5 protein-coding genes, 1 tRNA gene and 1 rRNA gene are annotated in these 13,678 nt (G+C 69.7%); 6 read left to right on the top strand and 1 reads right to left on the bottom strand.

Annotation, left to right across the window (positions count from 1 at the left end; translation table 11 throughout):
• The 3 genes from rrf to ACFYZA_RS32770 all read left to right on the top strand — a co-directional run.
• Positions 1-91: ribosomal RNA gene (gene rrf / locus ACFYZA_RS32780) — 5S ribosomal RNA — on the top strand; the annotation flags it as partial.
• A 98-nt stretch (positions 92-189) separates the two neighbouring features.
• On the top strand, positions 190-867 hold the full coding sequence (locus ACFYZA_RS32775; protein ID WP_382593271.1) for a DegT/DnrJ/EryC1/StrS family aminotransferase: 678 nt from the start codon (positions 190-192) through the stop codon (positions 865-867).
• 89 nt (positions 868-956) lie between these two features.
• A tRNA-Thr gene (locus ACFYZA_RS32770) sits at positions 957-1,029 on the top strand.
• Between the two features lie 65 nt (positions 1,030-1,094).
• On the opposite strand, the gene ACFYZA_RS32765 is transcribed toward ACFYZA_RS32770, so the two are convergent.
• Positions 1,095-3,797 carry a SpoIIE family protein phosphatase gene (locus ACFYZA_RS32765; RefSeq protein ID WP_388494308.1) on the bottom strand — a complete coding sequence of 901 codons (2,703 nt, stop codon included), beginning with the start codon at positions 3,795-3,797 and terminating at the stop codon, positions 1,095-1,097.
• A gap of 302 nt (positions 3,798-4,099) precedes the next feature.
• Here ACFYZA_RS32765 and ACFYZA_RS32760 point away from each other — a divergent pair, with 302 nt between their 5' ends.
• The 3 genes from ACFYZA_RS32760 (at position 4,100) to ACFYZA_RS32750 (ending at position 13,415) form a co-directional block, all read left to right on the top strand.
• Positions 4,100-9,604 carry a HAMP domain-containing protein gene (locus ACFYZA_RS32760; protein WP_382593265.1) on the top strand — a complete coding sequence of 1,835 codons (5,505 nt, stop codon included), beginning with the start codon at positions 4,100-4,102 and terminating at the stop codon, positions 9,602-9,604.
• A 244-nt stretch (positions 9,605-9,848) separates the two neighbouring features.
• Positions 9,849-10,523: a response regulator gene (locus tag ACFYZA_RS32755; RefSeq protein ID WP_344379412.1), complete on the top strand. Its 675-nt coding sequence runs from the start codon at positions 9,849-9,851 to the stop codon at positions 10,521-10,523.
• A 123-nt stretch (positions 10,524-10,646) separates the two neighbouring features.
• Positions 10,647-13,415: a DNA translocase FtsK gene (locus ACFYZA_RS32750; protein ID WP_388494307.1), complete on the top strand. Its 2,769-nt coding sequence runs from the start codon at positions 10,647-10,649 to the stop codon at positions 13,413-13,415.
• The last annotated feature ends 263 nt before the right edge of the window (positions 13,416-13,678 follow it).

The following is a 13,678-nucleotide window of genomic DNA, read 5'->3' as shown; positions in this document are numbered from 1 at the left end:
GCCCGGTTACATTCCGAACCCGGAAGCTAAGCCTTTCAGCGCCGATGGTACTGCAGGGGGGACCCTGTGGGAGAGTAGGACGCCGCCGAACAAATCTTCAACGCTGGTCCCTGAACTTCGGTTCGGGGGCCAGCGTTTTTTTGTGCCCGCTCACCTGGCGTTCATGTGGCAAGAGGAAGATCCGCTGTCATGGGAATGACAGGAGCGCTCAAGTCTGCCGGTGTCGCGACCGGTGACGAGGTGATCGTGCCGGCCTACGACACCGCGGAGCTGGCCCGGGCCGTCGTCGCCGTCGGGGCGGTGCCGGTGTTCGCCGACATCGATCCGTCGACCTACTGCCTGGCCCCGGACGCCGTCGCACGGGCCGTCACATCGAGGACCGCCGCTGTCGTACTCGTACGCCGCTTCGGGTATCCCGCCGATGCCGAGCTCTTCGCCGAACTGGCCGCCGGACATGGGGTGTTGTTCCTGGAAGGGGAGGACCACGAGGGGCTCGGCGGGGATGTGGCCCAACGGCGGGAGCGGGCCGGTTACTTGGACCGGCGGCTCGTCGGCGTGCGGACGCCCGCACCTGCCGAGGGGCACCGCTATCAGCGGTACGTCGTACGGGTGCCCGGCAACGGCCGGCCCGACCGGGACGCGTTCGCGCGGCTGTTGCGGCGGCGCGGGGTCGCGTGCGAGGTGCCCGTGCCCATTCCCGTACACCGGATGCGGGAGTTCCGGCGGGACGGGGTGAGCCTTGCCGAGACCGAGCGGGCCGCGGACGAGACGCTGGCGCTGCCCTCGCTCGACGGGCTGTCCCCGGCGGAATTGCGGCGGTTGGTCTCCGTCTGCAACGCGCTCGGCGGGCTGCTGCAACCCGCATAGCCGGAGGGGGCGGACGCGGTTCGGAACACCGTCTGATTCGGGGTATGCTTTATCTCGTTGGTGAGGGGGAAACCCCGAAACAACAACCGGCCCCTATAGCTCAGTCGGTAGAGCGTCTCCATGGTAAGGAGAAGGTCTGCGGTTCGATTCCGCATGGGGGCTCAGCAATACGAAAGGCCCCGCCCATTGGGCGGGGCCTTTCGCGTATCCGCGTCCCCTCCCGGGCGTTATCGCTTGGCCTGCTCGGGGATGCGCATCGATAGGATCGCCATGTCGTCGGAGGCCGGTTCGGCGGCGAAACGCTCGACCGCGCGCAGGACGCGGGCCGCGACCGCGCCCGCCGTCAGACCCGTACACGTGGCCAGGACATCGGTGAGGCCGTCGTCGCCCAGCATGCGGGTGCCTTCGCGGCGTTCGGTGATGCCGTCGGTCACACACAGCAGGACATCGCCCGGGTCGAGGGTGATCGTCTGCTCGTACAGCTCCAGGTCCTCCATCACGCCGAGCAGCGGCTGCGGGTCGGCGGCCGGTTCGACCGTGCCGTCCTGGCGCAGGCGCAGCGGGAGCGGATGGCCGGCGCAGACGATCTTCAGGATGGCGCTGCCGTCCTCCTGGGGCCACAACTCGCCGTAGAGCAGGGTGAGGAAGCGGCTGCGGGCGCCTTCGTCGAGGATCGCCGCGTTCAGGCGTTCCAGGACCGCGGGCCCGCCGAACCCTTCGCGGGCGAGCAGGCGCAGGGCGTGCCGGGCGAGGCCGGTGACCGCGGCGGCCTCCGGGCCCGTACCGCAGACGTCGCCGATGGCGAAGCCGTACGCTCCGTCGCGGATCGGGAAGAGGTCGTAGAAGTCGCCGCCCACCTCGTTGCCCTCGCCGGCCGCGCGGTAGATCACCTCGACCTCGACGCCCGGGATCTGCGGCAGGCCCGGCGGCAGCAGGGAGCGCTGGAGGGAGCGGCTGATCGCCATGCGCTCGGAGTACAGGCGGGCGTTGTCGAGGGCGAGGGCGGCCCGGCGCGAGAGGTCCTCGGCGAGTTCGAGGATCTCCTGGCGGAAGTGGTCGTCGGACGGTTTGCCCAGGGTCAGCATGCCGATCACGCGGTTGCGGGCGACCAGCGGCAGGACGACCGTCTCGCCGCCGACCGCGGCCGCCGTCGACAAGGTGGTGCCGAGGCCGCTGCCCGTGTGGGGGCCGCCCGAGCGGCCGAAGTCGCGCATCGAGACGCGGAGCGCGGCCTGGTGGGCGGCTTCGCTGGGGGCGGTCCACACCCGGGCGCCGGGGGTGGGCACCGGCTCCGGCGGGCTGATCTTGGACAGGAGGGCCTTGAGGCCGTCGATGCGCTCCTCGTCCTCGTGCAGGACGTAGGAGAGGTACGGCTCGGAGGCCTGGTCGGCGATCGTGTAGACGGCACACCAGGTGGCCAGGGTCGGCACGGTCATCTGCGCCATCAGGGCCAGCGTCTGGTCGCGGTCCAGGGTGCCGGCGAGCAGGTCGGAGGCCTCGACGAGGAAGCTCAGGGAGCCGCGGCGCAGGCGTTCCAGCTCGCCAAGGCGCGCCGATTCGACGGCGAGCGCGATGCGGTCGGCGGCGAACTGGAGGCGCAGGGCCTCCTCGTTGGAGTAGCGGCCGGGGGATTCGGCGGCGACGCCCAGCGAACCGGTCAGGCGGCCCTCGACCTTGAGGGGGACGGTGACGACCGAGCGCATGCCGGTGCTTTCGAGGAGCGGCACCGCGCCGGGCACGGCCGCGAGGTCCTCGTGGACGGCGGGCATCCGCGCCGAGCCGTAGCGGCCGGTGCCCGCTTCGACGGGGACGCGGGCGAAGCGCTGGCGGGCGGAGGGCAGGCCGGTGGTGGCGCGCACCTCCAGCTCGGTCTCGTCGTCGGTGGCAAGGAGCAGGAACGCGGAGTCGCCGTCCAGCATGTCGCGGGCGCGTTCCACGGTGCGCTGCAGGAGGCCGTCCAGGTCGTCGGGGGCGGGCGAGCCGATGAAGACCTCGAACGGGTCGACGTTGCGGCTCTCGCCCAACGCGCCCGGATCCGCGGCGGGTTGACGCACCGGGGTCTGCAACACGGCCCGCTCGTCGTCGCGTACCAGCAGACAGACGGTGGAGGGCTCGCCCTCGGTGTCGCGGACCCGCAGGTGCGAGGCGTACACCGGGACCACGCGGCCGTCGGCTCCTCTTATCCCGTACGTGCCTTCCCAGCGCGAGAGTTGGAGGGCCTCGACGATGCCGGTGGAGGTGCCGGGGGTGTGCGGCCAGGCCGCGAAATCGGTGAGGGCCTTGCCGGTGACCTGCTCGGCGGGGTAGCCGAAGAGCTCCTCGGCGTCCTCGTTCCAGGCGCGTACCGCGCCGGCGCGGTCGATCTGGACGACCGCGACCCGGACCCTGCCGTCGGTGACGGGCAGCAGCGCGGTCGGCAGGGCGGGCCCTGCCGAGCGGGTGCCCACCGGGCGGTTGGGCAGGTCGAGTTGGAACCAGACGTTCTTCCTGGTCGGCGTGTACTCGACGCCCCAGCGCGAGGCGAGGGCCGCGCACAGCAGCAGGCCGCGGCCGTTCTCGCGGTCGGGGCCCGCGATGTCGGCGGGGGAGCCGAGCAGCGGAACCTCACGTTCGGGGTAGCGGTCGGCGACCTCGACGCGTACCCCGTCGTCGGAACGCAGGCACAGGACGTCGGCCTTGGTGCCCGCGTGGACCACCGCGTTGGTGACGAGCTCACTGGTGAGGACCACGGCGTCGTCGACGACATCGGCGTACCCCCAGCCCTGGAGGGTGTCGCGGACGAAGGCGCGGGCGGTCGCGACCGACCGTCCGACAGGGTCGAAGCTGGCTGCCGCCCGCGCGGTGATCACAGAACTCCTCGTACGCGTCTCGACGCCCGGATCTCCTTGCCGGGGCTCCGGAACGTGCCCTCCGGGAATCAACAGTCCCACGTCGGCCCGTCCCCTCCGGTGTCCCGCGGTCGTCCTTTGTGCCGCCCGCCCCAAGCTTTACCGAGCAAAGGGGACGAACCGCCCCTTGCCGGGCGGACCGGGGCGGTTGGACAGCCGGAGCCCAGGTTACTTACCTTCGCTGTCCGAGCGGATGCCGGTCACCAGTGTTTCCGCCCTCCGTGGGCGGGGACGGATATGCGAAGCTGCCGAACTGTTATGGCCTGGTTCGGCCATGGTGAAACACTGGGCATGCTTCCGGAGACAGCCCGGGCAGTGCGGTCAACCCTTGCGGGAGGGACACGGTGGAGTCTGGCGCAGCAGCGCGGGGCGTAAGCACGCGCGCGAAAGACGATCAGTCCCGGACTCAACAGGCCCGGAGCCACAAGCAGCGTGGAGGCAACGGAACGACCGAGGTGGACACGGCGGCGCTGCAACGGCTGCTCGCCGCCCTCGCCTCGATGCGGGACGGAAACTTCCGCAAGCGCCTGACGGTCTCGGGTGACGGGGTGATGACGGAGATCGCCGCCGTCTTCAACGAGGTCGCCGACCGCAACCTGCACCTGACCGGGGAAATCGCCCGAGTGCGCAGGATGGTGGGGCGCGAGGGGAAGCTGACCGAGCGCCTGGAGAACGGCGCCTGCGAGGGCTCCTGGGCGACCGCGATCGACGCGTCCAACGCCCTCGTGGACGACCTCGCGCGGCCGGTCTCCGAGGTCGGGCGGGTCCTGTCGGCGGTCGCCGACGGCGATCTGGAACAGCGCATGGACCTGCGTTCGCACGGCAGCGACGGGGCCGAGCGGCCATTGCGGGGCGAGTTCCTCAAGGTCGGGCGGACCGTCAACAACCTCGTCGACCAGCTGTCCGCGTTCACCGACGAGGTGACCCGGGTCGCCCTCGAAGTCGGCACGGAGGGCAAGCTCGGCGGTCAGGCCCAGGTACGCGGAATGTCCGGTTCCTGGAAGGATCTGACGGATTCCGTCAACACGATGGCGTACCGGCTGACGGCTCAGGTACGTGATATTGCTCTCGTCACCACGGCGGTCGCCAAGGGCGATCTCTCCCGCAAGGTCACCGTGCACGTGGCCGGCGAGATGCTCCAGCTGAAGAACACCGTCAACACGATGGTCGACCAGCTGTCCTCCTTCTCCTCCGAGGTGACCCGCGTCGCGCGCGAGGTCGGCACCGAGGGCGAGCTCGGCGGGCAGGCGCAGGTGCCGGGCGTGGCCGGGGTGTGGAAGGACCTCACCGACTCCGTCAACGTCATGGCGACGAACCTGACCGCGCAGGTGCGCGGGATCGCCCAGGTGACCACGGCCGTCGCCAGCGGCGACCTGTCGCAGAAGGTCACCGTGAACGCGCGCGGCGAGGTCGCGCAGCTCGCGGAGACCATCAACCAGATGACCGAGACGCTGCGCACGTTCGCGGACGAGGTCACGCGCGTCGCCAACGAGGTCGGCGCCGAAGGACTCCTCGGCGGGCAGGCCCAGGTCCCAGGGGCCGCCGGCACCTGGAAGGACCTCACGGACTCCGTCAACACCGTCTTCCGCAACCTGACGACGCAGGTCCGCGACATCGCGCAGGTGACGACGGCCGTCGCCAGCGGTGACATGAGCCAGAAGGTCACGGTGGACGTGGCCGGCGAGATGCTGGAGCTGAAGAACACCGTCAACACGATGGTCGACCAGCTCCAGTCGTTCGGCTCCGAGGTGACCCGCGTCGCCCGCGAGGTCGGCATCGAGGGCCGCCTCGGCGGTCAGGCCGAAGTACCGGGCGCGGCCGGCACCTGGAAGGACCTCACCGACTCCGTCAACACCGCGTTCCGCAATCTCACCGGCCAGGTCCGCGACATCGCCCAGGTGACCACGGCGGTCGCCAACGGCGACCTGTCGCAGAAGGTCACCGTGGACGTCGCGGGCGAGATGCTGGAGCTGAAGAACACCGTCAACACGATGGTGGCGCAGCTCTCCTCGTTCGCCGACCAGGTCACGCGCATGGCGCGGGACGTGGGCACCGAGGGCCGGCTCGGCGGGCAGGCCCGCGTCGACGGGGTGTCCGGCACGTGGAAGGAACTCACCGACTCCGTCAACTTCATGGCCGGCAACCTGACGTCCCAGGTGCGTCAGATCGCCCAGGTGACCACGGCGGTCGCCCGAGGTGACCTCTCGCAGAAGATCGACGTGGACGCGCGCGGCGAGATGCTGGAGCTGAAGAACACCATCAACACGATGGTCGACCAGCTCTCCGCCTTCGCCGAGCAGGTCACCCGCGTCGCCCGCGAGGTCGGTACCGACGGCCGCCTCGGCGGCCAGGCCCAGGTGCCCGGCGTCGCCGGCGTGTGGCGCGACCTGACCGACTCCGTGAACGGCATGGCCGGCAACCTCACGGCCCAGGTCCGCAACATCGCCCAGGTCGCCACCGCCGTCGCCCGAGGTGACCTCTCGCAGAAGATCGACGTGGACGCGCGCGGCGAGATCCTGGAGCTCAAGAACACGCTCAACACGATGGTCGACCAGCTCTCCAACTTCGCCGAGCAGGTCACTCGCGTCGCCCGCGAGGTCGGCACCGAAGGCATCCTGGGCGGGCAGGCCGAGGTGCAGGGCGTGTCCGGCACCTGGAAGGACCTCACCCAGTCCGTCAACTCCATGGCCAACAACCTGACTTCGCAGGTCCGCAACATCGCCGAGGTGACGACCGCCGTCGCCGAGGGCGACCTCTCCAAGAAGATCACCGTCGACTCCAAGGGCGAGATCCTGGAGCTGGTGACGACCGTCAACACCATGGTCGACCAGCTGTCCAACTTCGCCGACGAGGTCACCCGCGTCGCCCGCGAGGTGGGCACCGAGGGCATCCTCGGCGGCCAGGCCCGGGTGCGGGGCGTCACCGGCATCTGGAAGGACCTCAGCGACAACGTCAACCTGATGGCCGCGAACCTGACGACCCAGGTGCGCAACATCTCCCGCGTCTCGGCGGCGGTCGCCAACGGCGACCTCACCAAGAAGGTGACGGTCGAGGCGCGCGGCGAGGTCGCCGAACTCGCCGACACCGTGAACACGATGGTCACGACGCTGTCCTCGTTCGCCGAACAGGTCACCAAGGTGGCCCGCGAAGTGGGCACGGACGGCATCCTCGGCGGTCAGGCCCGCGTGCCCGGCGTCTCGGGGACGTGGAAGGACCTCACCGAGTCGGTGAACTCCATGGCCGACAACCTCACCGGCCAGGTCCGCCAGATCGCCACCGTCACCACCGCCATCGCCCAGGGCGATCTCACCAAAAAGATCGACATCGACGCGCGCGGCGAGATCCAGGAACTCAAGAACACCATCAACACGATGGTCGACCAGCTGTCCTCGTTCGGCCAGGAAGTCACCCGGGTCGCCCGCGAGGTCGGCACCGAGGGCCAGTTGGGCGGCCACGCACGCGTCCGCGACGTCGACGGCACCTGGCGCGACCTCACCGAATCCGTGAACGAGATGGCCGGGAACCTCACCCGGCAGGTCCGCGCGATCGCGGCCGTCGCCACCGCGGTGACCCGCGGCGACCTCAACCTCAAGATCGACGTGGACGCGGCGGGCGAGATCCAGGCCCTCCAGGACAACATCAACACGATGATCGCCAACCTGCGCGACACCACCGTCGCCAACAAGGAACAGGACTGGCTCAAGGGCAACCTCGCCCGCATCTCCGGCCTCATGCAGGGCCGCCGCGACCTCGACGACGTGGCCTCCCTCATCATGACCGAGCTCACCCCGGTCGTCTCCGCCCAGCACGGCGCGTTCTTCCTCGCCATGCCGACCGGCGGCGCCCCCGAGGTCAGCGCGGCCGGCGACGGCTCGTACGAGCTGCGGATGCGCGGGAGTTACGGATACTCGGCCGGCTCCATGCCGACCTCCTTCCGGCCCGGCGAGACACTCATCGGCACCGCCGCCGAGGAGAAGCGGACCATCCTGGTGGAGAACGTGCCGCCCGGCTACCTCAAGATCTCCTCCGGGCTCGGCGAGGCACCGCCCGCGCACGTGATCGTGCTGCCCGTCCTCTTCGAGGGCAAGGTCCTCGGCGTGATCGAACTGGCCTCGTTCCAGCCGTTCACGCACATCCAGAAGGACTTCCTCAACCAGATCGCCGAGATGATCGCGACCAGCGTCAACACCATCTCCGTCAACTCCAAGACCGAGGTCCTGCTCAAGCAGTCCCAGGAACTCACCGAGCAACTGCGCGAACGCTCCGCCGAGTTGGAGAACCGGCAGCGCGCCCTGCAGGCCTCCAACGCCGAACTGGAGGAGAAGGCCGAACTGTTGGCCCAGCAGAACCGGGACATCGAGGTCAAGAACACCGAGATCGAGGAAGCCCGACAAGTGCTGGAGGAGCGCGCCGAACAGCTCGCCGTCTCCATGCGCTACAAGTCCGAGTTCCTCGCCAACATGTCCCACGAACTGCGCACCCCGCTCAACTCCCTCCTGATCCTCGCCAAGTTGCTCGCCGACAACGCCGAGGGCAACCTCTCGCCCAAGCAGGTCGAGTTCGCCGAAACGATCCACGGTGCGGGTTCCGACCTGCTCCAGCTGATCAACGACATCCTGGACCTGTCCAAGGTCGAGGCCGGCAAGATGGACGTCTCGCCCACCCGCATCGCGCTCGTCCAGCTCGTCGACTACGTCGAAGCCACCTTCCGCCCGCTCACCGCGGAAAAGGGCCTCGACTTCTCGGTACGCGTCTCACCCGAACTGCCCGCCACCCTCCACACCGACGAACAGCGCCTCCTCCAAGTGCTGCGCAACCTGCTGTCCAACGCCGTCAAGTTCACCGACAGCGGCGCCGTCGAACTCGTCATCCGCCCCGCCGGAACCGACGTCCCGCACGCCATCCGCGAACAGCTCCTCGAAGCCGGCTCGCTGCGCGACGCCGACTCCGACCTCATCGCGTTCTCCGTCACCGACACCGGCATCGGCATCGCGGCCAGCAAGATGCGCGTCATCTTCGAGGCGTTCAAACAGGCCGACGGCACCACCAGCCGCAAATACGGCGGCACCGGCCTCGGCCTGTCCATCAGCCGCGAGATCGCGCGGCTGCTCGGCGGCGAGATCCACGCGGCCAGCGAACCGGGCCGCGGCTCCACCTTCACCCTCTACCTCCCGCTCCACCTCAGCGAGTTGCCCCCCCAGGGCTACCCGCAGCTCGCCCCCGGCGGCATGGAAGGCGCGGCAGGCCTCGCCATCGAAGCCGCCGTACGCCCCGAGCCGGCCCAGCACAACGCCGGCCCCGACTACGGGCACGGCGGGACGCAGCCCGCGACGGCCGGACTGTTCCGCAGGCGCCGCAAGGCACTCGGCAACGACGGCCCCAAGGAACCCGCCCTGACCGGCGAACCCGTGGGCTCCGGCGAAAGCTGGGAGCAGAGCGAACCGGAGCGCACCCCCGCCAAATCGTTCCACTTCGGCGGCGAGAAGGTACTGATCGTCGACGACGACGTACGCAACGTCTTCGCGCTCACCAGCGTCCTCGAACAGCACGGGCTCTCCGTGCTGTACGCGGAGAACGGGCGGGAGGGCATCGAGGTCCTCGAACAGCACGAGGACACCGCCGTCGTCCTGATGGACATCATGATGCCGGAGATGGACGGCTACGCGACGACGTCCGCGATCCGGCGCATGCCCCAGTTCGCCGGCCTCCCCATCGTCGCGCTCACCGCGAAGGCGATGAAGGGCGACCGCGAGAAGGCCATCGAATCCGGCGCCTCCGACTACGTGACCAAGCCCGTCGACCCCGACCATCTGCTCTCCGTCATGGAGCAGTGGATGCGAGGAAAGTGACCGCCGGGCGCCCGGGCGGCCGGGCGGTGCTGACTGACTGTGGCCGAAGGCGTGTGAGGCGACGGTATTCGGGGAACCTTCTGGTCTCCCACTACGTTTCTGCTACGTGCACAGTGACATCGCGGTGACAGGGTGTGGCGACAGGCGGGGTGCGGCTACCATGACCGGCACAAGGACGGGCGACGCAAGGGAGTCGTCCCCTGGGGCGGCGCCCGGTGCACTGCCGGGGCGAGGAGGACGGGCCATGGTGCAGAAGGCCAAGATCCTCCTGGTCGATGACCGGCCGGAGAATCTGCTGGCGCTGGAGGCCATCCTCTCTGCGCTCGATCAGACACTGGTGCGGGCATCGTCAGGGGAGGAAGCGCTCAAAGCGCTACTGACGGACGATTTCGCGGTCATTCTGCTGGACGTCCAGATGCCCGGAATGGACGGGTTCGAGACCGCCGCGCACATCAAGAGGCGCGAACGCACACGGGACATCCCGATCATCTTCCTCACGGCCATCAACCACGGCCCCCACCACACCTTCCGGGGATACGCCGCAGGCGCCGTGGACTACATCTCGAAGCCGTTCGACCCCTGGGTGCTGCGCGCCAAGGTGTCGGTCTTCGTCGAGCTGTACATGAAGAACTGCCAACTGCGCGAACAGGCCGCCCTGCTCCGGCTCCAGCTGGAAGGCGGCACCCACGGCGGCGCCGCCAAGGAATCCGCCGGCCTCCTCGCCGAACTCTCCGCACGGCTCGCGGCAGTTGAGGAACAGGCCGAAGCGCTCTCCAAACAACTCGACGACGACTCCGCCGACGCCGCGGCCGTCGCCACCGCCGCCCACCTCGAACGCAAGCTCACCGGCCTGCGCCGAGCACTGGACGCCCTGGAACCCGGCACCGGCGGCGCGCCCACCCTCCCCTCCCAGAACTGACAGCCACACAACTGACGCCGCGTCCGCCTGACGCGGCGTCAGCAGCCGTGCCGCGTACGACACGGACGGGTGAAGCCGTAGGCACACGTGTCCACCGCCGCCGACCCAGGTAACCTCAGCACCATGGCCTCACGTACGTCCGGCAAGGGTTCCCAGGGCACGGCGGGCACCGCGAAGCGCACCGGCCGTACCCCGGCGAAGAAGGCTGCGCCCGCCAAGAAAGCCACCGCACCCAAAGCACCCGCCAAAAAGACAGCACCCAGAAAGCCACCCGCGAAAAAAGCCGCCGCCCCCAGGCCCGCACCCCAAGCGGCACCCTCCCCGACCGGCGGCGTCTACCGGCTCGCCCGCGCCATCTGGCTCGGCGCCGCCCACGCCGTAGGAGCGATGTTCCGCGGCATAGGACGCGGAGCCAAAGGACTCGACCCCGCCCACCGCAAGGACGGCGTCGCACTGCTGCTCCTCGGCCTCGCACTGATCGTCGCCGCCGGCACCTGGTCCAACCTGCGCGGCCCCGTCGGCGACCTCGTACAAATGCTGGTCACCGGCGCCTTCGGCCGCCTCGACGTCGTCGTACCGCTGCTCCTCGGCGCCATCGCGATCCGGCTCATCCTCTATCCCGAAAAACCCGAGGCCAACGGACGCATCGTCATCGGCCTGTCCGCCCTCGTCCTCGGCATCCTCGGCCAGGTCCACATCGCCTGCGGCTCACCCGGCCGCAACGACGGCACCGCCGCCATGCAGGACGCCGGCGGCCTCATCGGCTGGACCGCGTCCAAACCCCTCGAATTCACCCTCGGCGACGTCCTCGCCGTCCCCATGCTCGTCCTGCTCACCGTCTTCGGACTGCTCGTCGTCACCGCCACCCCCGTCAACGCCATCCCACAACGGCTGCGCCTGCTCGGCGTCAAACTCGGCGTCCTCGAACCCCTCCCCGGCGAACTCGGCGAGGACGAGACCTACGACGACGAATGGCGCGAGGACGAACCCGCCCCGCGCCCCCGCCGCCGCGCCGCCGCCCCCGCCGCACACGACCCCCAATGGGCCGAGGAAGAAGCACTCACCCGACGCCGGACACCCCGGCGCGGCTCGGTGCAGCCGGCCTTCGAGAACGGCCTCGACCCGGTCGACGTGGCCGCCGCCGCGGCCGCCGCCCTCGACGGCGCCGTCATGAACGGCCTGCCGCCCTCGCCCGTCGTCGCCGACCTCACCCAGGGCGTCACCGGCGAACGCGACAAGGAACAGCCCGAAGCCACCCCGCTGCCGACCGCCCGCGCCGCCGAAACCCCCGCACCCGCCCCACCCAGGACCCCGAAGGCCACACCCGGCGCACCCCCCGTCGTACCCGACCTGACGAAGCCGCCACGCGAAAGCACCGAAGCGCTGCCCCCGCGCGCCGAACAGCTCCAGCTCGCCGGGGACATCACCTACGCGCTGCCCTCCCTCGACCTCCTCGAAAAGGGCGGGCCCGGCAAGACGCGCAGCGCCGCCAACGACGCCGTCGTCGCCTCGCTGCAGAACGTCTTCATGGAGTTCAAGGTCGACGCCAACGTCACCGGCTTCACCCGCGGCCCGACGGTCACCCGCTACGAGATCGAACTCGGCCCCGCCGTCAAGGTCGAGCGGATCACCGCCCTCGCCAAGAACATCGCGTACGCCGTCGCCAGCCCCGACGTACGGATCATCTCGCCGATCCCCGGAAAGTCGGCCGTCGGCATCGAGATCCCCAACACCGACCGCGAAATGGTCAACCTCGGCGACGTGCTGCGCCTGGCCGACGCCGCCGAGGACGACCATCCGATGCTGGTGGCACTCGGCAAGGACGTCGAGGGCGGCTATGTGATGGCCAACCTCGCCAAGATGCCCCACGTCCTGGTCGCCGGAGCCACCGGTTCCGGAAAGTCCTCCTGCATCAACTGCCTCATCACCTCCGTCATGGTGCGGGCCACCCCCGAAGACGTCCGCATGGTGCTCGTCGACCCCAAGCGGGTCGAGCTGACCGCCTACGAGGGCATCCCGCACCTCATCACGCCGATCATCACCAACCCGAAGCGCGCCGCCGAGGCACTCCAATGGGTCGTCCGCGAGATGGACCTGCGCTACGACGACCTCGCGGCGTTCGGGTTCCGCCACATCGACGACTTCAACGAGGCCATCCGCAACGGCAAGGTGAAACTGCCCGAGGGCAGCGAGCGCGAGCTGACGCCGTACCCGTACCTCCTGGTGATCGTCGACGAGCTCGCCGACCTGATGATGGTCGCCCCGCGCGACGTCGAGGACGCCATCGTCCGCATCACCCAGCTGGCCCGCGCCGCCGGCATCCACCTGGTGCTCGCCACCCAGCGGCCCTCCGTCGACGTCGTCACCGGCCTGATCAAGGCGAACGTGCCCTCACGGCTCGCGTTCGCCACCTCCTCGCTCGCCGACAGCCGGGTCATCCTCGACCAGCCGGGCGCCGAGAAGCTGATCGGCAAGGGCGACGGGCTCTTCCTGCCGATGGGCGCGAACAAACCGACCCGCCTCCAGGGCGCCTTCGTCACCGAGCAAGAGATCGCGGCCGTCGTCCAGCACTGCAAGGACCAGATGGCCCCGGTCTTCCGGGACGACGTCACCGTCGGCACCAAGCAGAAGAAGGAGATCGACGAGGAGATCGGCGACGACCTCGACCTGCTGTGCCAGGCCGCCGAACTCGTCGTCTCCACCCAGTTCGGCTCGACGTCGATGCTCCAGCGCAAGCTCCGCGTCGGCTTCGCCAAGGCCGGCCGGCTGATGGACCTGATGGAATCGCGCAACATCGTCGGCCCCAGCGAAGGCTCCAAGGCCCGCGACGTCCTGGTCAAACCGGACGAACTCGATGGAGTGCTCGCGGTGATCCGGGGGGAGGCTCCCTGAGTGTGCCGGACAGCGGGAGCGGCGGCGGTGGTGGACGGTCGGCGGACAGAATCCGTCGACTGTCATCGCGCTGTCAGCTGACAGATTCTGTCGCCTGACCTCCCGCTCCCCGCCGCCGGGACCGCCGCCCCACCCGCCGCGCTCCAAGCCCCCACCCGGCCGCGTGTCGGCCGACCGGCCCAAACAGCACTCGTACGGGATCCCCGAGCAACCGTTTCCCTTGGCCGTACGTCAAGTTGAGGGAGGCGTGGAAGCAAGCGCGG

The organism is Streptomyces sp. NPDC001828, assembly GCF_042892175.1.
Lineage (GTDB): Bacteria > Actinomycetota > Actinomycetes > Streptomycetales > Streptomycetaceae > Streptomyces.
Note: the sequence above shows the minus strand (reverse complement) of the source record. Positions and strands in the feature narration are given on the sequence as shown.

Excerpts from the sequence above, each read along its gene's own strand:
- ACFYZA_RS32755 (WP_344379412.1), top strand. The coding sequence starts at position 9,849 with ATGGTGCAGAAGGCCAAGATCCTCCTGGTCGATGACCGGCCGGAGAAT.
- ACFYZA_RS32750 (WP_388494307.1), top strand. The coding sequence starts at position 10,647 with ATGGCCTCACGTACGTCCGGCAAGGGTTCCCAGGGCACGGCGGGCACC.
- ACFYZA_RS32775 (WP_382593271.1), top strand. The coding sequence starts at position 190 with ATGGGAATGACAGGAGCGCTCAAGTCTGCCGGTGTCGCGACCGGTGAC.